Origin of the sequence: Streptomyces dangxiongensis (assembly GCF_003675325.1) — a bacterium.
Lineage (GTDB): Bacteria > Actinomycetota > Actinomycetes > Streptomycetales > Streptomycetaceae > Streptomyces > Streptomyces dangxiongensis.
On record NZ_CP033073.1, the window covers coordinates 1,162,120 to 1,184,419 of the forward strand.

20 protein-coding genes, 2 pseudogenes and 1 riboswitch are annotated in these 22,300 nt (G+C 72.0%); of the genes and pseudogenes, 4 read left to right on the top strand and 18 right to left on the bottom strand.

From position 1 onward, the window contains the following. Positions 1 to 15: 15 nt before the first annotated feature. The gene (locus D9753_RS05045) at positions 16 to 1,200 is read right to left on the bottom strand and encodes an MBL fold metallo-hydrolase (RefSeq protein ID WP_121785906.1); all 1,185 of its coding nucleotides are present in this window, start codon (positions 1,198 to 1,200) and stop codon (positions 16 to 18) included. A 216-nt stretch (positions 1,201 to 1,416) separates the two neighbouring features. Between D9753_RS05045 and D9753_RS05050 the strand changes: the two genes are divergently transcribed. Both D9753_RS05050 and D9753_RS05055 read left to right on the top strand, forming a co-directional pair. Beyond that, positions 1,417 to 2,595, top strand: a complete 1,179-nt coding sequence (locus D9753_RS05050) for a glutamate dehydrogenase (protein WP_121785907.1) — start codon at positions 1,417 to 1,419, stop codon at positions 2,593 to 2,595. A gap of 69 nt (positions 2,596 to 2,664) precedes the next feature. Beyond that, entirely contained in the window at positions 2,665 to 3,285 is a 621-nt protein-coding gene (locus tag D9753_RS05055) for a TetR/AcrR family transcriptional regulator (protein WP_121785908.1), read from the top strand. 120 nt (positions 3,286 to 3,405) lie between these two features. On the opposite strand, the gene D9753_RS05060 is transcribed toward D9753_RS05055, so the two are convergent. The 3 genes and pseudogenes from D9753_RS05060 to D9753_RS37640 all read right to left on the bottom strand — a co-directional run. Then, on the bottom strand, positions 3,406 to 4,191 hold the full coding sequence (locus D9753_RS05060) for an SGNH/GDSL hydrolase family protein (RefSeq protein WP_121785909.1): 786 nt from the start codon (positions 4,189 to 4,191) through the stop codon (positions 3,406 to 3,408). A gap of 252 nt (positions 4,192 to 4,443) precedes the next feature. Next, complete coding sequence (locus D9753_RS05065) at positions 4,444 to 5,358, bottom strand: M23 family metallopeptidase (RefSeq protein ID WP_121785910.1); 915 nt, start codon at positions 5,356 to 5,358, stop codon at positions 4,444 to 4,446. Between the two features lie 3 nt (positions 5,359 to 5,361). Continuing rightward, positions 5,362 to 5,519, bottom strand: a riboswitch (cyclic di-AMP (ydaO/yuaA leader). A gap of 323 nt (positions 5,520 to 5,842) precedes the next feature. Further along, a pseudogene (locus D9753_RS37640) lies at positions 5,843 to 6,146 on the bottom strand (alpha-galactosidase); the annotation flags it as partial. Between the two features lie 169 nt (positions 6,147 to 6,315). Here D9753_RS37640 and D9753_RS05075 point away from each other — a divergent pair. Further along, a complete protein-coding gene (locus D9753_RS05075; protein ID WP_163010627.1) occupies positions 6,316 to 7,113 on the top strand; it encodes a tyrosine-protein phosphatase in 798 nt (265 codons plus the stop codon). A 36-nt stretch (positions 7,114 to 7,149) separates the two neighbouring features. Here D9753_RS05075 and D9753_RS05080 read toward each other — a convergent pair whose 3' ends face one another. Further along, positions 7,150 to 7,272 (bottom strand): DUF6126 family protein, encoded by a 123-nt coding sequence (locus D9753_RS05080; RefSeq protein ID WP_121785912.1) that lies wholly within the window; start codon positions 7,270 to 7,272, stop codon positions 7,150 to 7,152. Further along, positions 7,269 to 7,892 carry a helix-turn-helix domain-containing protein gene (locus D9753_RS05085; RefSeq protein WP_121785913.1) on the bottom strand — a complete coding sequence of 208 codons (624 nt, stop codon included), beginning with the start codon at positions 7,890 to 7,892 and terminating at the stop codon, positions 7,269 to 7,271. Before D9753_RS05085 ends, D9753_RS05080 begins: the two co-directional genes overlap by 4 nt. 228 nt (positions 7,893 to 8,120) lie before the next feature. Between D9753_RS05085 and D9753_RS05090 the strand changes: the two genes are divergently transcribed. Further along, a complete protein-coding gene (locus D9753_RS05090) occupies positions 8,121 to 8,408 on the top strand; it encodes a hypothetical protein (protein WP_121785914.1) in 288 nt (95 codons plus the stop codon). A gap of 24 nt (positions 8,409 to 8,432) precedes the next feature. Here D9753_RS05090 and D9753_RS05095 read toward each other — a convergent pair whose 3' ends face one another. The 12 genes and pseudogenes from D9753_RS05095 to D9753_RS05145 form a co-directional block, all read right to left on the bottom strand. Next, a complete protein-coding gene (locus D9753_RS05095) occupies positions 8,433 to 9,818 on the bottom strand; it encodes an aspartate aminotransferase family protein (protein ID WP_121785915.1) in 1,386 nt (461 codons plus the stop codon). Then, positions 9,815 to 11,713, bottom strand: coding sequence for a 1-deoxy-D-xylulose-5-phosphate synthase (dxs, locus tag D9753_RS05100; protein WP_121785916.1), 1,899 nt, complete (start codon positions 11,711 to 11,713; stop codon positions 9,815 to 9,817). Before dxs ends, D9753_RS05095 begins: the two co-directional genes overlap by 4 nt. 159 nt (positions 11,714 to 11,872) lie before the next feature. Then, a complete protein-coding gene (gene hpnH / locus D9753_RS05105) occupies positions 11,873 to 12,895 on the bottom strand; it encodes an adenosyl-hopene transferase HpnH (protein WP_121785917.1) in 1,023 nt (340 codons plus the stop codon). 5 nt (positions 12,896 to 12,900) lie between these two features. Beyond that, positions 12,901 to 13,542, bottom strand: a complete 642-nt coding sequence (locus tag D9753_RS05110) for a phosphorylase family protein (protein ID WP_121785918.1) — start codon at positions 13,540 to 13,542, stop codon at positions 12,901 to 12,903. A gap of 1 nt (position 13,543) precedes the next feature. Next, positions 13,544 to 15,577, bottom strand: a pseudogene (shc, locus tag D9753_RS05115) (squalene--hopene cyclase). Between the two features lie 112 nt (positions 15,578 to 15,689). Further along, positions 15,690 to 16,823, bottom strand: coding sequence for a polyprenyl synthetase family protein (locus tag D9753_RS05120; RefSeq protein WP_121785919.1), 1,134 nt, complete (start codon positions 16,821 to 16,823; stop codon positions 15,690 to 15,692). After that, on the bottom strand, positions 16,823 to 18,250 hold the full coding sequence (hpnE, locus tag D9753_RS05125) for a hydroxysqualene dehydroxylase HpnE (RefSeq protein WP_121785920.1): 1,428 nt from the start codon (positions 18,248 to 18,250) through the stop codon (positions 16,823 to 16,825). Before hpnE ends, D9753_RS05120 begins: the two co-directional genes overlap by 1 nt. Continuing rightward, positions 18,247 to 18,375: a DUF6380 family protein gene (locus tag D9753_RS39260; protein ID WP_394346687.1), complete on the bottom strand. Its 129-nt coding sequence runs from the start codon at positions 18,373 to 18,375 to the stop codon at positions 18,247 to 18,249. The genes hpnE and D9753_RS39260 overlap by 4 nt, the downstream gene beginning before the upstream one ends. After that, entirely contained in the window at positions 18,375 to 19,337 is a 963-nt protein-coding gene (gene hpnD, locus D9753_RS05130) for a presqualene diphosphate synthase HpnD (protein WP_163010628.1), read from the bottom strand. The genes D9753_RS39260 and hpnD overlap by 1 nt, the downstream gene beginning before the upstream one ends. Further along, positions 19,334 to 20,230, bottom strand: coding sequence for a squalene synthase HpnC (gene hpnC / locus D9753_RS05135; RefSeq protein WP_121785921.1), 897 nt, complete (start codon positions 20,228 to 20,230; stop codon positions 19,334 to 19,336). Before hpnC ends, hpnD begins: the two co-directional genes overlap by 4 nt. 359 nt (positions 20,231 to 20,589) lie before the next feature. Then, positions 20,590 to 21,378, bottom strand: a complete 789-nt coding sequence (locus D9753_RS05140; RefSeq protein ID WP_121785922.1) for an ABC transporter ATP-binding protein — start codon at positions 21,376 to 21,378, stop codon at positions 20,590 to 20,592. Further along, positions 21,371 to 22,300, bottom strand: coding sequence for an ABC transporter permease (locus D9753_RS05145; protein ID WP_121785923.1), 930 nt, complete (start codon positions 22,298 to 22,300; stop codon positions 21,371 to 21,373). The genes D9753_RS05140 and D9753_RS05145 overlap by 8 nt, the downstream gene beginning before the upstream one ends.

Below are 22,300 nucleotides of genomic sequence, written 5' to 3' on the forward strand. Positions count from 1 at the left end.
CGGGTCCGTCCGCGGTCAGCCCTCGCTGACGAAGTCGAGGTCTTCACGAGGCGCGACCGGAGTGGTCTCCGGAACGGGCCACGTGCGGTTCAGCGGCGAGGACACGTCCCGCCACCAGGGACGTGTGGGGAGGACCCCGGCGGGCTCGAACGGCCGGCCCGGAACAGGGAGGGCGACCGCCTGTCCGACCGCCTCGGCCGCGGCCAGCGTCCACTCCCCCGGCTCGGCCCAGGGGTGCGGGGCCAGGTTGAAGGTGCCCCAGTGGATCGGCAGGAGCGCGCCGTGCGGCACCCCGCCCTGGAGGTCGAGGTGGGCGCGCAGACCCTCCTCGGGAGTCATGTGGATGTCGGGCCAGAACTCGCTGTACGCCCCGATCTGGATCATCGTGGCGTCGAACGGGCCGTGCCCGGCACCGATGTCCTTGAAGCCGTCGAAGTAGCCGGTGTCACCGCTGTGGTAGATCCGGTGCTCCTCGCCGGCGACGACCCAGGACGCCCAGAGGGTGTGCTGGGTGTTGCGCAGGCCACGGCCGCAGAAGTGGCGGGCCGGGGTGGCGGTGAGGGTGAGGCCGCCGACCCGGGTGGACTCGTGCCAGTCCAGTTCGCGCAGCCGGTCCGGGGAGACGCCCCAGTGTTCGAGGTGGGCGCCGACGCCCAGCGGCACGGCGAACAGGGTGTCGGTGCCGGCCAGCGCCTTGATCGTGGGCATGTCCAGGTGGTCGTAGTGGTCGTGGGAGATGACGACGACGTCGACCGGTCCCAGCGCGGCCAGCGGCAGCGGCACCGGGTGCAGCCGCTTGGGCCCGGCGAAGGGGAACGGGGAGCAGCGCTCGCCCCAGACGGGGTCGAACAGGACCCGGTGGCCGTCGATCTCCGCGAGCACGCTGGAGTGGCCCACCCAGGTGAGCCGGAGGCCGGTGGCGGGCGGCCGGGCCAGGTCGGCGTAGGTCATGGGGTGCACCGGGACGGTGCCCCTGGGGGCGCGCAGGGGCCGGGTGTCCTTGTCGAGGAACACCTTGGCGACATCGAGCGTGGAGCCGGAGGGCCGGGTGTGTGCGGGGCCGCCCGGGTTCTGGAAGACACCGTCCTTGAAGTGGGGCGAGCGGCGGATGCGTGCCATGCGCTCTCCGCCCGGGTCCGCGCCGAAGGCCGCGGGCCGCAGCGCGCGGATCCCGGAGTTCGGGGAACGCAAACCGGTCACGGTACCTCCCGGTGGAGTGGGTGAGGCCCTCCATTATGGTCGGCCCCGCCGACACTCCCGACGTGCCGGGTCGCCACCTGTCGCAGGCAGGATCCCGCCCGGTACGTTGACAGTTGTCGGACCGGCTCCGAATACTGACCCACCATTCAGTAACAAGCACTGTCGCACCGTCCGGCCGGCACCCTCGGAGCTGCGCCCCGGCCCCCTGGAGACCCCGTGACCGCCCCTTGGATGTCGCTCGTCTGGACCGACCACGTCACCGGCCGCCGGGCCTTCCTGGTCGTGGACCGGCTGGTGCGGGGTGTGGCCAGCGGCGGGCTGCGCATGCGGCCCGGCTGCACGCTGGAGGAGGTGACGGGACTCGCGCGCGGCATGACGATGAAGGAGGCCCTGCACTACCGCCCCGGGAGCCGCTACATCCCGCTCGGCGGCGCGAAGGGCGGCATCGACTGCGACCCGCGGGACCCGGCGGCGTACGGCCTCCTCGTACGGTACCTGCGCGCCGTACGGCCGTACATCGAGACCCTCTGGACCACCGGCGAGGACCTCGGCCTCAGCCAGGAGACGGTGGACCGCGCGGCGGCCGAGGTGGGGCTGGTCTCCTCCGTCCAGGCGGTGTATCCGCTGCTGGACGACGAGGCGGCGGCCCGCGGGCGGCTCGCGGACGCCTTCGCGGTCGAGGTCGACGGCATCGGCCTGGACGAGCTGGCCGGCGGCTGCGGGGTCGCCGAGTCGGTGCTCGCCGCCCTGGACCGGGCGGCCGTGCCGTACGCGGGGACCCGGGTCGCCGTGCAGGGTCTCGGCACGATGGGCGGGGCCACCGCCCGCTTCCTCGTGCGCGCGGGCCTGACGGTGGTGGCCGTCGCCGACATCAAGGGCACGATCGCCAATCCGGCGGGGCTCGACGTCGAGGCTCTGCTGGCCGCACGGGACGGCCACGGCACCGTGGACCGGCGGGTGCTGCGCCCGGACGACCTCGAACTGCCCGGCGACGCGTGGCTGTCCACGGAGGCGGAGGTGTTGGTGCCGGCGGCCGTGTCGTACGCGATCGACAGCCTGAACCAGGGGGAGATCGGCGCCCGTTGGATCGTCGAGGCCGCCAACATGCCGGTCGTGCCGGAGGCGGAGGAGCTGCTCGCCGCGCGCGGGGTGACGGTGCTGCCGGACGTGGTCGTCAACTCCGGGACCAACGCCTGGTGGTGGTGGACGCTGTTCGGCGACATCGGTGCCGACGCCGAGGAGGCGTTCGCGTACATCCGCCGCTCGATGCGCGCCCTGGTCGGCCTGACGCTCGACCGCGCGTCGGCCGACCGGACGAGCCCGCGCGTGGCCGCGCACGCCCTGGCGGCCGACCGGCTGCCGCTGATCGCGGAGCGTTTCGGCTGGTACCGGTGACGAGCCCGGGGAAGGGCGGGGGACGTCCGACGGCTTCGGGGCCCGGGTGACAACGGCTAGGGTGACCGCGTGGCGAGAGTGCGGTTGAGCGTGGCGGAGCGGCGGGAGGAACTGCTGCGGGCCGCCATCGAGCAGATCGAGGCGCGGGGCGTGGCGGCGGTCAGGATCGCCGACGTGGCCGCGACCCTCGGCGTGAGCAACGCGCTGGTGCTGTACCACTTCTCGACGAAGGAGAAGCTGGTCGCCGCCGCCTTCACCTACGCGGCGGCGGACGATCTCGCGCATCTGCGCGGGCTGCTGGGGCGCCGGACGTCCGCGCTGCGCCGGCTGCGGGCGGCGGTGCGCTGGTACGCGCCGACCGGGCAGGCCAAGGGCTGGCGGCTCTGGATCGAGGGCTGGGCGGTGGCCCTGCGCGAGCCCGCCCTGCGCGATGTCACCCGGGAACTGGACAAGCAGTGGAAGGCGGCCATCACGGCGGTCATCGCCGAGGGTGTCGCCGCCGGTGAGTTCGCGTGCGCGGACCCGGCCGGTGCGGCGCTGCGGCTGACCGCGCTGCTGGACGGTCTGGCCGTGCAGCTGACGTCCTACCCGGGCGGGGTGCCGCGGGGCCGGGCCCAGGAGTGGGTGGACGACGCCCTCGCCCGCGAACTCGGCCTGGACCGCCAGGCGCTGGCCGGCCGCGAACGCTGAGCGCACCCACCCGAGGCGGTCCGCACCGCACGGGCGGCGAGGCCGGACCCTGCGCCATGCCGCGTACCGCCCGCCCCGCGTGTGCCGGGCGGGCGGTACGGGGCACGGTCGGCCGTGGGGTCAGGCCACGGTCGCGATCCGCATCCTGATGTCGTCCGGCGACAGCAGCCCCTTGGCGATCACGTGGTCGCCGGAGGACTCGCCGCGCAGCCGGCGCCCGATCCAGGGGACGAGGTGCTCGCGGGCCCAGTGCACGTCGTCGCGGCGGATGTCCAGGGTGCCCCGGGGCGGCAGCGGCGGCCACGGCTGCTCTGGGTCGGCCGGGACGTCCAGGCCGAGGACCTGCCCGGCCCGCAGCGCCACGCGCGTGTGCCCCTCGGGCGAGAGGTGCAGCCGGTCGCGGTCCCAGGCCCTGCGGTCCTGCACGGACCTGAGGGACCACAGGTCGAGCACGGGGCAGCCGTACCGGTCGGCGATGGCGCGGACGTGTCCGTTGTACGTGGCTATCTTGCCGCGCAGGTGCTTGAGCACGGGCACGCCGCGGGTGTCGAAACCGGTCGTCACCAGCACCGTGCCGACGGCCTCGGTCAGCCGGGCCACGGCGCGTTCGAAGCGCTCGGCCACCTCGTCCGGGTCGGTGCCCGGGCGGATGATGTCGTTGCCGCCCGCGCAGAAGGAGACCAGGTCCGGGGCCAGTTCGACGGCCCTGGGGAGCTGGACCGCCATGACCTGGTCCAGCAGTTTGCCGCGCACGGCGAGATTGGTGTACTGGAAGTCGCCCTCGGGACGCCGGTCGGCGAGCAGTACCGCGAACCGGTCGGCCCAGCCCACGAACGCTCCGTCGGGGCCGGGGTCGCCGACGCCCTCGGTGAAGCTGTCCCCCACCGCCACGTACGACCCGATCACTGATCTGTTGTCATTCTTCGAATCGTCTTCCACGTCGGACCATGATTCACCTTCGGATGTGACCTACGCGACCGTAAGCGGGGGTTGACGAACGGTGAGATGAGCCACTCCTAAAGAATCCGCCAACCACGGAATAGGGCCGCCGTCAGGTGCGTTGAACGCCCCGCAACCGGAACGTCGAAGGCCGGGCCCCTGGATCGGGGTCCGGCCTTCGGCGGCGTGTCGGGCGGGTGGTGCGGGAGGGGCGCGGTGTCAGCCCACGGCGAGGCCGTGCCGGCGGAGGTAGCCGACCGGGTCGATGTCGGAGCCGTAGGCCGGCGTGGTGCGGATCTCGAAGTGCAGGTGCGGGCCGGTCACGTTGCCGGTGGCGCCGGACAGGCCTATCGGCTGGCCCGGGGTGACGCTCTGGCCGGCCGAGACGGAGAGGTGCGAGAGGTGGCCGTACTGGGCGTAGTAGCCGTCGTTCAGCCGGATGACGACCTGGTTGCCGTACGCGCCGCCCCAGCCGGCGGAGACGACGGTGCCCGCGGCGACGGCCTTCAGGGGCGTGCCGGTCGGGACGACGAAGTCGACTCCGGTGTGGTAGCCGCTGGACCACATGCCGCCGGCCACGCGGTAGCCGGTGCCGGTGACCGCGCCGGCCACCGGGAGGGTGTAACCGGCGGAGGTGGGCGTGGAGGCGGATTCGGAGGCCGGGGCGGACTGCCTGGCCGGGGCGGACCGGGTGGAGTTCGGGGCTGCCGGGGCGTGCCGCGGGGTCGCGGACTCGGTGCGGGTCTGCGCGGCCTTTCCGCCGAGGCTGAGCTTCAGGCCCGGGTGGATCAGCGACGGATCGGCGCCGACGGCCTGCCGGTTGTCGTCGTAGAGCCGCTGCCAGCCGCCGCTGACACGCTGCTCGCCGGCGATCTTCGAGAGGTAGTCACCGCTGCGGACCGTGTAGGTGCGCAGCTCCGGGCCGGACCGCGCGGCGGTCTTGTCCGCCGTGTCCGGGAGGGACTGCACGGTCTTGCCGGACACGGCATGCTCGGGGGCCGCGGCCTGCGCGGCGTGTGCGCCGGTGGCCCCGATCAGCGGGAGGGCCAGTGCGGCACCGCCGGTTCCGGCGGCGGCGAGGGAACGGGAGAAACGCTGGGGCTTGGGGCGTCGGTGCTTACCCTTGGCGGGCATAACTCGGTTCCTCTCCGGCGCCTGCGAGGTCAGCTGTCGGGTTCGGGCTGGAGCTGCCCGGCCGTGTGCTGCACGGCTGCACCCCATAGCCTGTCGCGGAGACCGGGACAGGCAGTCGTACCTGGTGGGTCCCCCGCTCCTGCCGGACGCGGGTCAAGTGTGGGGCTCCGGGCGGCGGCAGGATTCGGCGTTCCGTCCGGATTGGTGGTGAACGTAAGCGAGCGGGACGTGAGGAAACAAGCACCTGGTTCCCGCTGTTCGTGTTTCGGGTGACGGGATACGGGAACTCATCGTCACCCTGCGTGCATTTCCCTCTCCCCCGTCCCTCGAAATTCCCCCGCCCTTAGCGCTATTACGTGGACATGCCACGCGACGCACGGTCACGGATATGACGCTGATCACGCGAGGCCTTCCCATATCCACCCCTTCCGCTGCGAGTTGTGCACAGAGTCGCAATTCGGGCACACGACTCAGACGCGACGCGGCCGGAAGTGTCGTACGCCACGGAACGCCACTCGGTGCCGCGCCGCTCGTCGGTGCGCACGGACAGGGCGGGGCGGACGGAGCGGGGGCCGCCTCGACGGGATGCTCCTCCCGGCCGTCGAGCGGGGACTCGAAGGGCCGGTGGACGGACAGCGGGTCGACCGCGAGGGCTTCGGCGTCGGCGGGGACGATCCGCGGCCCCAGTGCAGACGGAGCAGTTCGCCGGCGTCGGTGAGGTGCGGGGCGTAACTGCTGCGGGGGCCCGACAGGAGCCACGTACGACCGTCTTCGGCGATGTCCGCCATCGAGACCTCACAGATGTCACGGTCCCGCTCAGACACCGACATCATCGAGGGCGCCGGACGGCGTGACCATGCCTGTGGACAACTGGTCGCCTGGGGAAATCGATGTCGTATGGTCGTCGGAGTGCCCGCCGGTGAGCCGCGCCGGCGGGGCCGACCGGGAGGAGCCCCCGTGACGCAGCAGGTCCCGTCGACCGAGCCGGAGCTGGCCGGAGTGCGCAATTTCCGTGACGTGGGCGGGCTGCCCACCACGGACGGACGGCGGGTGCGCTACGGCGTGCTGTTCCGCAGCGGGCATCTGGCGCACGCGACCGAGGACGACGCGGCGTTCCTCGCCTCCCTGGGCCTGCACACGGTGTTCGACTTCCGCAACACGGCGGACCAGCGGCTGGAGGGCCCCGACGTCGAGCTGCCCGGCGTGCGGAACGTGAACCTGCCGCTGAGCGACCCGGCGGACGGCGCCGAGTTCTGGACGATGGTCCGGGACGGCGACCTCGACCAGCTCCGCGCGATCCTGGACGACGGCAAGGGAGCGGCCCGGATGATCGCCTCCTACCGGAAGATCGTCAGGGAGCGCACCGCCGAGCACTCCCGGGTACTGCACGCGCTCGCCGACGACAGCGTGCCCGCGTTGATGCACTGTGCGGCCGGCAAGGACCGCGCGGGCATCTCCATAGCGGTGACACTCCTCGCCCTGGGGGTGGAGCGGGACGCCGTCGTCGCGGACTACCTGGAGTCCAACGCCACGCACCGCCGCTACAAGGTCCGTCGCAGCGGCAGCGCGGACTCCGCGTACACGCCCGAGGTCATGGAGCTGCTCGACCCGCTCTTCGACGCCCGCGCCGAGTACCTGGAAGCGGCGTTCGAGAGCATCGAGGAGACCTGGGGGGACGTCGACACCTACCTGCGCCAGGGCCTGGACCTCTCCCCCGGGACCCGGGAACGGCTCCGCGAGCGCCTGCTGGACTGACCGGTAACACCGGCCCGGCGGTGGGCGCCCGGCGGCTCACGACTTGGCGCCCACCGTGAACAGCAGGTACAGGAACGCGGCCAGGACATGCCCGAGGGCGATGTAGATGATCAGCCGGATCCACAGGGATCGGGGGAACTTCGTCTCGAAGTCGCTCATGGCAGCTCTCCGGTCAGCGGCCCCAGGCACAGCGTGGCCGTGGGACTCTGCAACAGGGTGTGGACGAACAGCAGCTCGACGCCGTCCTGGTCCTCGGCGGCGAGGCGGTGCGGGGTGAGGGAGTCGAAGTGGGCGCTGTCGCCGGGGGCTAGCAGATGCGCCGTGTCGCCGAGCCGCAGCCGCAGCCGCCCCCTCAGGACGTACAGCCACTCCTCCCCGGGATGGACGCGCACGATGTCGCCCTGCGAGCCGTGGGGCACGCGCACCCGCAGGGCCTGCATGCCGCGGCCGGAGGCTCCGGCCTGCGTGTACGTCCATCCGCCCGCCCGCGTGGGCTCCATGTCGGCGGCCCGCACGATCGCGTCCCGGTCGGCGACCGTCTCGCCGAGCAGCTCGGAGACGGTCGTACCGTAGATACGGGCGAGCGCGAGGAGCATCGGCAGCGAGGGCTGGCGGTGCCCGGTCTCCAGGCGGGACAGGTGGGCCGGCGAGAGTCCGGCGGCACGCGCCGCGGCCTCCAGCGTCAGCCCCGCACGCCGGCGCAGGGCGCGGAGCTGGGGCGCGACGGCGGGCAGGTCGTCACCCGGTCCCGTCGGCGGCGGGACGTCTGAGGCGTTCATGCCTCCATTGAGCCCGCTTTTTGCCCGTGCGGCAATTTTATTGCCTCAGAGGCAATAACTCCCCGCCGTGGAGCCTCGCCCGGTTCCGGCCGCGGGGCCGCCCCGCCCGGCAGCCCCGCCTGTTTCCGACCCCCGTCCCCCGACACCCCGTCCCCACACGCCTCCCTCCGCCGCGCCCTGTTACGATCGAGCCCTGAATTTGAACAAGTTCAAAAAACAGGGGATACCATGTCCGCGAGCACCACGCCCGGCCGGGCCGACGCACCCGCCGTCGGCCTCGGCCCCACCGCACTCGTCCTGGGGACCGTGGCCGCCGCGGGCGTGTGGCCGACCCTGACGTTCGCCCTGCTGCCGGTGATGCCCATCGCCGGGGGACTCGCCGTCACGTTCGGCCTGATGGGCGTCCACCAAGCCCGGCAGGGCGTCGGCCGGCTCTGGACCGCCGTGACGGGCACCGCCCTGGGTGCGGTCGGTTTCCTCTACCTCTTCGTCCTCCTCATGGCGCTGTCCGGCTGAACCGGCCGGCCGGCGGCCTCGTGGTCAGCGGTTCGCCACCGCCTGCTTGATCAGGGTCTTGCCGAAGTCCCACAGCAGGCCGCTCCCGTTGTGCGCGTCGTCCATGACGGCGGTGAAGGCGTCCACGAACCGGTCCACGTCGGCCTCGTCGACGATCAGCGGCGGGATGAGCTTGATCACCTCCAGGTGGTCGCCGGAGACCTGGGTGAGGATCCGGTGCCGTTGCAGCAGCGGGACGACGACCATCTGGGCGAACAGCCCCTTGCGTGCCGCCTGGAGCACGGTCCAGCGGCTGCGCAGCGCCAGCGAGGACGGCCGGCCGAACTCGATGCCGATCATCAGGCCCCGGCCGCGGACGTCGGCGAGCAGCTCGTACCGGTCGATGAGCGCGGTCAGCCGGGACTTCAGCAGCTCCCCCGTCCTGCGCACCCCGGCGACGATCTGTTCGTTCTCCATCACCGACAGCACGGCCAGGCCGGCCGCCATCGCCTGGGCGTTGGAGCCGAAGCTGGCCGAGTGGACCAGGACCCGGTCCATGGACGAGTAGACCTTCCTGAAGATCCACTCCTTGCCGAGGGTGGCGCCGACCGGGACGTAGCCGCCGGACAGCGCCTTGGCCACGCACACCAGGTCGGGTTCGACGCCGTCCTCGTGCTGGTAGGCGTAGAAGTCGCCGGTGCGGCCGAGCCCGGTCTGCACCTCGTCGACGATGAGCAGCGCCCGGTACCGGCGCAGCAGCCCCTGAGCGGCGCGCAGATAGCCGGGCGGGGTCGGGTGCACGCCCTTGCCCTGGATCGGCTCGACGATCAGGCCGGCCACGTCGCCCTTGCTCAACTCCCGGGCGAGCGCGTCCAGATCACCGAGGGGTACGGCCGTGTCGGGCAGCAGCGGGTCGAAGCCGTCCCGGAAGCCGTTCTCGCCGTTGACCGAGAGCGACCCGGTGGTCAGGCCGTGGAAGGCGTGGTCGCAGTAGAGGATGCGGGGCCGTCCGGTGGCGTACCGGGCGAACTTCAACGCCGTCTCGACCGCCTCGGTGCCGCTGTTGCCGAAGAACACCCGGTCCAGGTGCGGGCTGTGGGCCAGCAGCCGCTCGGCGAGCAGGCCGGGCAGCGGCTGGCAGTCGAAGCGGGTGAGGTCGGCGAGGTCCATGTCCAGGACGTCGTGCAGCGCCCTGCGGACGACCGGGTGGTGACGGCCGAGCCCCATCACACCGAACCCGGCGAGCATGTCCAGGTAGTCGTTGCCCTCGTCGTCGTAGAAGTGGGCACCCTCCGCCCGCTCGTAGACCTTGTCGAAGCCGATGGTGTGCAGCATGCGCGGGAGCTGCGGGTTGAGGTGCTTCGCGTGCAGCTCGTAGCGTTCGGCTCCGCGCTGGGCGAGCAGGGCGCCGAGGTCGAACTCGGTGGTCATTGACTCTCCTTGGCTGTGCCGCCGGCGTCCTTGACAGCCAGGGCGGCGCTGATCCGGCCGGCGATCTCGACGGGCGTGAGACCGATGTCGGCCAGCACCTCGTCACGTCTGGCGTGTGCGAGGAACTGTTCCGGGATACCGAACCGCCGCACCGGCACATCGACGTCGGCGTCACCGAGGGCCAGGGCCACGGCCGAACCGACGCCCGCGGCACGGCTGTTGTCCTCGACCACGGCGACCGTCCGGTGTCCGGCGGCGAGGCCGGGCAGGGCTGGGTCGACGGGCTTGACCCACCGCGGGTCCACCACCGTGCAGCCGAGGCCGCGGGCTTCGAGCAGCTCGGCGGCCTGGAGACACACCGGGGCCATCACGCCGACGGCGACGAGCAGCACGTCGGGGTGTGCGGCGCGGTGCAGGACGTCCATGCCGCCGACCCGGTCAAGGGCCGGGACGGGCGGGCCGGCGGACTCCTTCGGGAAGCGGACCAGAGTCGGCGCGTCGTCCACGGCGACCGCCTCGCGTAGCTGTGCGCGAAGCTGGTCGGGGTCGCGCGGGGCGGCGATCCGCAGCCCCGGGACGACCTGGAGGACGGACATGTCCCACATCCCGTTGTGGGAGGCGCCGTCCACACCGGTGACGCCGGCCCGGTCCAGGACGAAGGTGACCCCGCAGCGGTGCAGGGCGACGTCCATCAGTAGCTGGTCGAAGGCGCGGTTGAGGAAGGTGGCGTAGACGGCGACGACCGGGTGCAGGCCGCCGGTCGCGAGACCGGCCGCGGAGACGGCCGCGTGCTGCTCGGCGATTCCCACGTCCCACACCCGGTCGGGGAAGCGTTCGGCGAACTCACCGAGGCCCACCGGGTGCAGCATGGCCGCCGTGACGGCGACGACGTCCTCCCGCTCCTCCCCGATCCGTACGATCTCGTCACCGAACACCGAGGTCCAGGAAGGCCCCCGGGAGGGCACGAGCGGTGCGCACGTCAGCGGGTCCATCACGCCGACGGTGTGGAAGTGGTCCTCCTCATGCGCCAGGGCGGGCTCGTAGCCGCGGCCCTTCTCGGTGAGGCAGTGGACCAGGACCGGCCCGTGGAAGCGTTTCGCCCGGCGCAGCGCGGACTCGACGGCGCCGATGTCGTGGCCGTCGACCGGGCCGACGTACTTCAGGCCCAGGTCCTCGAACATGCCCTGCGGGGCGAAGGCGTCCTTGAAGCCCTTCTTCGCGCCGTGCAGGGACTCGTAGAGCGTGTTGCCGACGACCGGGGTGCGCTGGAGCACGTCCTTGCCCCAGGCGAGGACCTTCTCGTAGCCGTCGGTGGTGCGCAGGGTGGCCAGGTGGCGGGCGAGGCCGCCGATGGTGGGGGCGTACGACCGCTCGTTGTCGTTGACGACGATGATCAGCGGCCGGTTCCTGGCGGCGGCGATGTTGTTGAGCGCCTCCCAGGCCATGCCGCCGGTCAGCGCGCCGTCCCCGATGACCGCGACCACATGGCCCTTCTCCCCGCGTACCTGGCGGGCCTTGGCGAGGCCGTCGGCCCACCCGAGCGCGGTGGAGGCGTGGCTGTTCTCGATGACGTCGTGCTCGGACTCCGCACGCGAGGGGTAGCCGGACAGGCCGCCCTTGCCGCGCAGTTTCGAGAAGTCCTGACGTCCCGTCAGCAGTTTGTGTACGTAGCTCTGGTGGCCGGTGTCCCACAGAATGCGGTCGGCCGGTGAGTCGAAGACCCGGTGGAGCGCGACGGACAGTTCCACCACGCCCAGATTGGGTCCGAGGTGACCTCCGGTCCTCGACACCGCGTGCACGAGGAACTCGCGTATCTCGTCGGTCAGTTCGCCGAGTCTCGCCTCGGACAGCGCCTTCAGGTCGTGTGGTCCCCGGATGCTCTCCAGAATGGTCACGCTCGACGCCCTCTCGGTCCGTGCCCTGCCTCAACCACTTGTGCCGCCGCGCCGCCCCCGACCGCCGTCGGCCCGGTCCGGGTCCGCCGCGACTGCCGGTGCGGTGCGACCGGACGGGCCGGCACCCCGGGATGTCCCCGGGGGACGGCGGTCGTCGCGTCAGTCGCGGTTGCCGGAGACGGTCTCGCGCATCGCCCGCAGCGACTCCTTCAGGGACCCCATGGTGGCGAGGACGGCCGTGGGCTCGTACCCGCAGTGCGCCATGCAGTTGGCGCAGCGCGGGTCCTTGCCGCGGCCGTACTTGTCCCAGTCGGTCTTCTCGATCAGCTCCCGGTACGTCGGCACGTACCCGTCGCTCATCAGGTAGCAGGGGCGCTGCCAGCCGAAGAGCGAGTAGTTGGGGATCGCCCACGCGGTGCACGGGAAGTCGACCTTGCCCTCCAGGAAGTCCAGGAAGAGCGGGGAGTGGTTGAGCCGCCACTTGCGGCGGTTGCCGCCCGCGAAGGCCTTCCGGAACAGCTCGCGGGTCTGCTCGACGCCGAGGAAGTGCTCCTGGTCCGGTGCCTTCTCGTAGGCGTAGGCGGGCGAGATCATCATCTCGTCGACCTGGAGGTCGTCGTTGAGGAAGTTGAGCACCTCGATGATCGTCTGCGGGGTGTCGGTGTTGAAGAAGGTCGAGTTGGTGGTCACCCGGAAGCCGCGCCGTCTGGCCTCCTTGATGGCCTCCACCGCCTCGTCGAACACCCCCTCCTTCGCCACCGACTCGTCGTGCCGCTCGCGCAGCCCGTCGATGTGCACCGCGAAGGCGAAGTAGGGCGACGGCGTGAAATTGTCGATCTTCTTGCGCAGCAGCATCGCGTTGGTGCACAGGAAGACATACTTCTTCCTGGCCACCAACTGCCGTACGATCTCGTCGATCTGGGGATGCATCAGCGGTTCACCGCCGGCGATGGAGACCATCGGCGCGCCGGACTCCAGCACCGCGCCCACCGCCTGCGCGACCGGCATGCGCTGCTTGAGCACACCGGCCGGATGCTGGATCTTGCCGCAGCCCTCGCACTTGAGATTGCAGGCGAAGAGCGGTTCCAGCTCGACAATGAGCGGGAACTTGTCCCGCTTGCGTAGCTTCTGTTCAGCCAGGTATGTAGCGACCTTGATGGACTGACGCAACGGCATGGCCATCTGGCTCACCTCCGGGGGAGCGGCAAAGAACGGTGCCATTCGAAAAGAGCGGGAAGAACGGAACGGAGGACACGGAAAGCTGATATTCCACCGCGCACCGTGCCGATCCGGACGAGTTCGTGTTCGGGAGCGTCCACGACCACCCGGACGGCCGCAGTTGGGCGCGGGCCCGCGCGGACGGCCGCGAGGAGCGTCGCCGCCGACTCCATGTCGACCGCGATCGCGCCGGTCGCGAGCAGGTCGGACCGCTCGTGTCCCCGGACCACGTGGTCGGAGCCGGTGAGCGGACCGGTGTGCACCGTGCGTCCGGGCAGCCGGCGCACGAGTTCCTCCACCAGCGCCGCGGTGCCCGCGCACGGGACGGTCCCGCGCGGGTCCCGGGTCTCCTCGGCGACGACGAGGTCGCCGGGGTGCATGCCGGGGGCGAGTCCGGCGCAGAAGCCGGTGGCCAGGACGGCCGCGCCGGCCAGGGCCGGACCGCCGAGGTGCCGGGTGACGGAGCGTTCCGCCGCGCGGGGGCCCATGCCCGTGCGGACGACGGTGACCGGCCCGTCCGCCCCGCTCCGGTCGCCGGTGCGCAGGGCGAGGTGCTCGATGCCGAGCGCGCAGGCGATCAGCAGCGGGGCGGCGACGGGCGCGGCTCTCACCTCAGGCCCCCTTGGCCTCGGTGAGCGGTTTCCCGGCCCGGGCGAGCAGCTTCCGCTCGAAGGGGTCCCCGTGCAGGTACCGGCCGAGCGCGGTGAGCGGGAACACCTGCCGGTAGAGGTGGTAGTTGATGGAGAAGTCCCAGGGGAAGCCGGTGCCGGTGAAGTACGGCTCGTCCCAGGTGCCGTCCGCCCGCTGGGTGGCGGTCAGCCACCGGATGCCGCGCTCCACGGCCTTGGAGTCCCGCTCGCCCGCCGCGAGCAGGGCCATCAGCGCCCACGCGGTCTGGGAGGCGGTGGAGGCGCCCCGGCCGCTCCACTCCTTGACGTACTTGTAGGAGCGCAGGTCCTCGCCCCAGCCCCCGTCGTCGTTCTGGACGCTCTCCAGCCAGACCACGGCCCGCCGGATCGCCGGGTGCGAGCCGGGCAGTCCGGCCGCGGTGAGCGCGGGCACCACCGACCCGGTGCCGTAGATGTAGTTGACGCCCCAGCGGCCGAACCAGGAGCCGTCGGCCTCCTGTTCGGCGAGCAGCCAGGCGATGCCGCGCCGGGTGCGCGGATCGTGGGCCAGGCCCTCGGCGGCGAGCATCTCCACGACGTGCGCGGTGACGTCCGCGGACGGCGGGTCGATGACCTCGCCGAAGTCGCAGAACGGCAGCCGGTTGGGGAACGGACTGGTGTTGTCGGCGTCGAACGCGCCCCAGGCGCCGTTCTTCGACTGCATGCCCAGGTTCCAGCGGACGGCCCGGCCGATGGCCCGGTCCACGCGCTCGGGGTCGTGGTGGCGGACCCGGCGCAGCGCGAGCGCGACCTCGGCGGTGTCGTCGATGTCCGGGTAGTTGTCGTTGTGGAACTCGAACGCCCAGCCGCCCGGCGGGAGATGAGGGCGCTTGACGGCCCAGTCGCCGGGCCGGACGATCTCCTCGCCGAGCATCCAGTCGGCTGCCTTGACCAGTTGCGGGATGGTCGACCGGGAGTCCGGCGTCGACGAGGGCGATGGTGGCCAGGCAGGTGTCCCACACCGGGGACTGGCAGGCCTCGATCATCCGGGCGCCGTCCTCGCGCCAGACGGCGAAACGGTCCAGGGAGGCGAGGCCCTCACGCATCACCGGGTGCTGGAGGTCGTACCCGAGCAGGTACAGGGCGATGACCGAGTACACGGCCGGGGGCTGGATGCCGCCCCAGCAGCCGTCGTTCTCCTGGCGTTCGATGATCCAGCGGGCCGCCGAGTCCATCGCCGCCTTGCGGACCCGGCGCGGGGCGACCTTGCGCAGCCGGTGCAGCGCCTTGTCCAGACGCTGGAAGGCCCCGTCCCAACTGGTCAGCGGGGCGCGGGGCTTGGGCGGAACGGGGCGGGCGGGGTCGGTGTGCACAGTTCGTCCAGCGGGAAGGGCGCCGGGCGGACCGGGCGCTTGGCCGAGACGATGGTGAGCGGCACGATGGTCTGCCGGGCCCAGCAGCCGAAGTCGTAGATGTTGAGCGGCATCCAGGTGGGGAACCAGATGAGTTCCGGCGGGAGTTCGGGCAGGTCCTCCCATCTCCACCAGCCGAACAGGGCGAGCCAGATCCGGGTGAACACGCGGGCGGCGGCGATGCCGCCGCGCTCGCGGACCCAGGCCGACGCCTTCGCCATGTGGGGGGCGTCGGGCGCGTCACCGGCCAGCCGGAGGGCGACGTAGGCCTCGACGGTGGCGGACAGGTCACCGGGCCCGCCGTAGAAGGTGGCCCAGGTGCCGTCGTCCCGCTGCTCGCCGCGGATGAACCTGGCGGCGGCCTGCGTGGTGCTCTCGTCCAGGATGTCCAGGAACTGACGCAGCAGCAGGTCCTCGGCGTCCATGGTGACGTTCGTCTCCAGGTCGCCCTTCCACCAGCCCTGGACGTCCTGCCGGGAGAGCAGGGAGTCGGTGGCGCGCTGCGCGGCGCGTGCGGCGGCTTCCCGTACCCCGGCCGCCTCGGGGATGGTGAAGGTGGTGTCGCTGGCCGCGGCAGCGCGGGACGGCAAGGTCGCCCCGGTGCTTCCGTCGGTCGTCGCTGTCATGGCTTCCCCTTCGTGCAGTGCGAAGTCGTGCTGCTGTGGGAACGCCGTCGGCCGGTGTGCGAAAGCTCGTCACCGGCCGGCGACTACGCGAGGCCTGTCGAGCCGAGGACGGTCATCTCTTCCGTACGACGACGAAGTCGGCGAGCGCCGTGAAGGAGTCCCGTACCCGGTCGGGCATGTCGACGGCGTCGAGGGCCTCGACGGCGATGGTGTGCTGACGGCGTGCCTCCCGCGCCGTCCACTCGCGGCCGCCGGCCTCCTCGATGAGGGCCGCGCGGGCCGCGAACTCCTCCTCGGAGAAGTTCTCGAAGTCGCTGCTCTTGGCGTCGGCGGCGAGGATCTCGCCGAGCTGCTCCGAGGCGGGGCCGCCGGCCGCGAGCGCGGCCACCACCGGCAGGGACTTCTTGCGCTGGCGCAGGTCGCTCCACGTCTGCTTGCCGGTGGCCTCCGGGTCGCCCCAGATGCCGAGGAGGTCGTCGACGGCCTGGAAGGCCAGGCCCAGGTGGTACCCGTAGCGCTCCAGCGCGTCGGCGGTGGCGTCGTCGGCGCCGCCGAGGACCGCGCCGATGGAGGAGGCGCAGGCGAGCAGGGCGCCGGTCTTGTTGCCCTCCATCTCCAGGCACTCCTCGACGCTGACGCGGTCGCGGTGCTCGTAGGAGATGTCCTGGGCCTGACCGTCGATCAGGGCGCGGGTGGCGGTGGTCAGCCGGCGGGTGGCGCGGCCGGCCTCGACGGTGCCGAGTTCCAGCAGGACCTCGTTGGCGAGGGCGAACAGGGCGTCGCCGACCAGGATGGCCTGGGCGGGGCCGTGCACCTTCCAGACGGTGTCCCGGTGCCGGCGCTGCTCGTCGCCGTCCATCAGGTCGTCGTGCAGCAGGGAGAAGTTGTGCACCAGTTCGACGGCGACCGCGCCCGGGATGCCCGCCTCGGGTGCGGCGCCGGTGACCTCGGCGGAGAGAACGGCGAGCGCGGGACGGACGGCCTTGCCGCCGTCACCGTCGGCCGGGTTGCCGGCGGCGTCGATCCAGCCGAAGTGGTAGGCGGCGACGGTGTCCATGGGAGGCGCCAGGCGGTCGACGGCCGCACGCAGGACCGGTGTGGCCAGGGTCCGGCCGCGCTCCAGCAACGCGGTCACGTCCACCGCGGCCCGTGGAGCGGGCGTCGAGGCCGGGGGCACAGTGGGCACAGTCTCTCCTCTTGTTGCGGTACCGGGGGTGCGGGGGCCCGCCGCCTGCTGATCGGGCATCAGGCCGCCTCCTCGAATCCGAAGAGGCGGCGGGGGCGGGGCCGGCCCAGGGCGCCGAGCGCGGCGTCGGCCGCGCTCACTCCACTGCGGACCGCACTCTCCATGGTCGCGGGCCACCCGGTGGCGGTCCACGCTCCGGCCAGGTACAGGCCGGTGGCCTTGGTGCGGGCGCCGGGCCGCAGCCGCCCGACGCCGGGGGTGGGGGCGAACGTGGCCGTGCGCTCCCGGGTCACGAAGAAGTCCTCCACCACGGCGGTACGCGCCCCCGGGATCAGTCGTGCCAGCTCGGGCAGGTAGCGCTCGCGGAGTTCGGCGACCGGGGTGTCGATCTCGTCCTGCGCGGCGGACTGGGACAGGGCGAGGTACTGGCCGGTGCGCAGTCCCGAGGCGTCGGTGCGGTCGAAGACCCACTGCACCGGGGTGCCGAGCGCGGCGAAGAACGGTCCGGCCAGGACCCGGCGGTCGTAGACGACGTGGACGTTGAGGATCGGCGCGGTGCCGATCTCCAGCAGCCGCTGCGGCGCGTCGAGGGCGCCGGACGGCAGCAGTTCGTGGGCCTCGCGCTGGGGTACGGCGAGGACGACGGCGTCGGTCTCCAGCGTCTCGCCGGGGAGCTGAACGCTCCAGGACCCGTTCGCGTGGAGAGAGAGGGAGGTGACGCGTGCACGGACCTGGGTACGCACGCCCGCGGAGTCGAGCGCCCTGCGGGCCAGCCGGTCGTGCAGTTCGCCCAGCGGGACGCGGGCCCAGCCGATGTCGGCCGCGCCAGGGTCGGACAGCAGACCGGTCTTGAACACCATCGCGGCGAGCCCGAGCGAGACGTCGCCGGCGACCGCGTTGAGGGTGGCGACCCCGACCAGGTCCCACAGAGCCTCGACGGCGCGTGCCGACTGGCCGTGGGCGGCCAGCCAGCTACCGAAGTCCTGTGTGTCCAGGGCGGGATCGGCGAGGTCGAGTCCCTTCAGCGCGAGCGCGGCACGCCCGACGGCCGCGCGCTCGGCGAGCGAGAGGTGCGGATAGGCGGCCAGGCTGCGCCCCAGGTGGAGGGGGACGGGCAGCGGGTCGCGCCGCAGCCGGCCGAGCCGCCTGCCCGCGGGCTTGGTGACGTCGACGACGGGCACGTCCAGGCGGTCCTGGAGCGGTGCGAGGGCCGCGCCCCCGATCCGGTCGAGGAACCAGCGGTAGGCGGTGCAGCAGCGCAGGTAGACGTGCTGGCCGTTGTCGACGGTCAGCTCGCCGCGCCGGAAGGAGAAGGCGAGGCCGCCCAGCCGGGGTCTGCCTTCGAGCAGGGTGACGCGGACGCCGGCGTCGGCGAGGGCGAGCGCCGCGGTGATGCCGGCGAGTCCGCCGCCGACCACGACGGCGCTGCGCCCCGCCGGCTGCGGGGTGGCGGCATGCGCCGGTGCGGGGCGTGAACCATCGCTCATCGTGCGTCCTTCCGTGCGTGCCGGACGTGCTGGTCGAACGGTGCACGCCCGGCCGTCGCAGTGAGGGACGCCACGCCGCTGCGCGGGGTTGCCCGGCCGCTGCCGTCCGGTCCGGGGAGGTCCATCAGGCGCGCCTCCTGACGGACCGCCGGGAGACATGGCGGGTCACGTGCCGGGTGTCGAGTCCGGACAGGCCGCGCACGGCGACGTAGGCCTTCTCGTGCCCGGGCAGCGAGACCCGGCCGCGCAGCACGGCCTCCGGGTCGCGCTCGATGCGGTCCAGCAGCCGGCGGTAGATGCCGGCCATCGCGGCCACACAGGCACCGCTGCGCCGGTCGAGCATGGGCAGCAGCCGGTAGCCCTCGGCGAACAGGGCGCGGGCGCGGCGCACTTCGAAGTGCACGAGGCCCGCGAAGTCGGAGCCGTCCGGTGGCGTCGGCCCCTGGAACCCGTCCGAGCAGCCGAACTTGGCGAGGTCGTCGGCGGGCAGATAGGTACGGCCGTCCTCGGCGTCCTCGCGGACGTCCCTGAGGATGTTGGTGAGCTGGAGCGCGAGCCCGAGGGTGTCGGCGTACTCGGGGGCACGCTCGGCGCCGCGCGCCCCGGGTTCGGTGCCGAACACGCCGAGCGAGAGGCGGCCGATGGCACCGGCGACACACCGGCAGTAGACCTTCAGGTCGTCCCAGGTCTCGTAGGTCTGTCCGCGCACGTCCATCCGGACGCCGTCGATCAGCTCGTCGAGGCCGCCGAGCGGGATCGGGAAGGCCTGTGCCGCGTGGGCGAGGGCGACGGCCACCGGATCGGTGTCGTCCTCCTCGACCTTGCCGTCCCTGACCCGTGCGAGCAGCGTCCGGGTGTCCTCGAGGCGGGCCGGTCTGACCTCGCGGGCCAGGTCGCCGTCGCCGATGTCGTCCACGCGCCGGGAGAACGCGTACAGCGCCGACATGGCGCGGCGTTTGGCCGTCGGCAGCAGCCTGATGCCGTAGGCGAAGTTCCGGGCCTGCTGCCCGGTGACGGCCTCGCAGTAGCTGTAGGCGGCGAGTACCGGTGCGGAGACGTGCGGCGGAGAATCCACGGTCCGGATCACCCCTCTCCTCGCAGGATCACGCCCGCCTCACGCAGCAACTGGAACGTGCCGGGCTCGGGCGGGCCGGGAAGTACGTCGAATCCGGCGGCGGCGATCGCCCGGATCGCCGCCCTCCCCCCCGCCACGAATCCTGCGAGCAGCAGTTTCAGCCTGCCGTGGACGCTACCCACCAGGGGGGCGCCTTCATTCAGCAGATCGCGGGCGCGTTGTGCTTCGTACGCGACCAGGGCGCGCACCGATGCGCCCGCGGTTCTCGCGGCGAGGTCCGTTTCCCGGACGTGGAAGCGCTTCATGTCCTGCGCGGGCAGGTAGATCCGGTCGCGGCCGAGGTCCTCGGCGACGTCCTGGAGGTGCTCCACGATCTGGAGGGCGGTGCAGATCGCGTCGGAGAGCCGGATCCGCTCGGGGGTCGAGGTGCCGGTGACGGCGAGGACGAGGCGGCCGACGGGGTTGGCGGACAGTTCGCAGTAGGCGAGGAGGTCGTCGTAGGTCTCGTAGCGGGTGACGAGCTGGTCCTGGCGGTTGGCGGCGATCAGCGCGAGGAACGGTTCGGGGGTGAGGGCGTGGCGGCGGACGGTGGGCTGGAGGCGGCGCAGCAGCGGATGGCGCGGGGTGCCGTCGAAGACGCGGCGCAGGTCCGTCTCGAAGGCGTCGAGGAGGGCCGGCCGGTCCTCGGCCGCGTCCGGCGACACGCCGAGCAGACGGGCGTCGCCGCCGCCGGGGGCGAGGTCGCCGTCGCCGATGTCGTCCACCAGACGGGCGAAGCCGTAGACGGCCATGAGGTCCTCGCGCCACGCCCGGGGCAGGAAGAAGGGGGCCACGGGGAAGTTCTCGCTCGCGGCCTTGTCCAGGGTGGCGCGTTCCAGGTCCGGCGCCGGGTCGGTGGCCGTCATCGCACGCTGCCCGGGGCGGGGACGGCACATGCTGCGTCGAGCAGGGGAGTCTCCGTAGCCATTGCCGTCACATCTCCCGTTCTACACTGCCGACCTAATACCCACTATTTCGGACACGCCGCCCGTCCGCGCGCGAGGCGCCCTGACGGCGGGTGTCGCGCGTTATCGCCCCACTTGCCGGGTTCCGGCGCCGGTACAGCTTACGTTGTACAACGCAGCACGGACCGCCGGGGTGTCCTGCACATCACAACAACACACCGATTGGCTCCAAGATTCCTACCGGCAGCCGGAGTTGACGTTTCCTTTGCAGACGCGGGGCCCCGCCGGACGGATACCGGCGGGGCCCTGGCCGAAACGGGTCACTTGCCCGTGAACTTCTCGTACTCCTTCAGGACCTCGTCGGTCGGCCCGTCCATGCGCAGCTCACCGCGCTCCAGCCACAGCACGCGGTTGCAGGTGTCGCGGATCGACTTGTTGTTGTGACTGACCAGGAACACCGTTCCGGCCTCCTTGCGCAGTTCCCGGATGCGCTCCTCCGAGCGCTTCTGGAACTTGCGGTCACCGGTGGCCAGCGCCTCGTCGATCATGAGCACGTCGTGGTCCTTGGCGGCGGCGATGGAGAACCGCAGCCGGGCCGCCATGCCGGAGGAGTACGTGCGCATCGGCAGGGTGATGAAGTCGCCCTTCTCGTTGATCCCGGAGAAGTCGACGATGTCCTGGTAGCGCTCCTTGACCTGCTCCCGGGACATGCCCATGGCGAGGCCGCCGAGGATGACGTTGCGCTCGCCGGTGAGGTCGTTCATCAGGGCCGCGTTGACGCCGAGCAGCGAGGGCTGGCCGTCGGTGTAGACCTTGCCCTTCTCCGCGGGCAGCAGGCCGGCGATGGCGCGCAGCAGGGTGGACTTGCCGGAGCCGTTGGAGCCGATCAGGCCGATGGCCTCGCCGCGGTAGGCGACGAAGGACACCCCCCGCACGGCGTGCACCTTGCGCACCCCGCGCGCCGTGTCGTCGGAGCCGCGCCGGAGGATCCGGCTCAGGGCCGCCGTCGCGCTGCCCTTGCCGGTCCTGGCGCCGTTGACGCGGTAGACGATGTGCAGTTCGTCGGCGATGACCGTCGGGCGACGCTCGTCGTTGTCGTGTTCAGCCACGGCCGTACCGCTCCTCCGCCTTCCAGAAGTACACGAAGCCGCCGGCGAAGACCGCCACGGCCCAGAACAGCGCGATGACCCACACGTGCGGCGGCAGGTTCGAGGCACCGTAGCCGTCGATCAGCGCGAACCGCATCAGGTCCATGTAGATCGCGGCCGGGTTGACCTGGAGGAGCCGGACGATCCACTCGGGGCGCCCCTCCAGCATCTTGTTGATCGAGAACATGACGCCGGAGGTGTACATCCAGGTGCGCAGCAGGAACGGCATGAGCTGCGCGAGGTCCGGCGTCTTGGCGCCCATGCGGGCCACGATCATCGCCAGTCCGGTGTTGAACAGGAACTGCAGCACCAGCACGGGCAGGATCAGCAGCCAGGACGGGCTCGGGTAGCTGCCGAAGCCGATCGCCACGACGAACAGCACGATCATCGAGAACAGCAGTTGTTGGAGCTGCTGGAGCGAGAAGGAGACCGGCAGCGAGGCGCGCGGGAAGTGCAGGGCCCGCACCAGACCGAGGTTCCCGGAGATGGCCCGGACCCCCGACATCACCGAACTCTGCGTGAAGGTGAACACGAACACGCCGGTGACCAGGAACGGGATGTACACGTCCCGGGACATGCCGCGGCTGGCGTGCAGGATCAGCCCGAAGATGAAGAAGTACACTGCCGCGTTCAGCAGCGGCGTGGCCACCTGCCAAAGCTGGCCCAGCTTGGCCTGGCTGTACTGGGCCGTCAGCTTCGCCTGGGAGAAGGCGAGGATGAAGTGGCGGCGCCCCCAGAGCTGACGGACGTACTCCACGAGCGAGGGCCGGGCACCGCTCACGGTCAGCCCGTACCTGGCGGCAAGCTGGTCCGCCGTCACTCCCTCGTCGGGCGACGGGGCCGCGGTCACCGCGACCGTGCCGTCGTGCGTGGTCTCACTCAC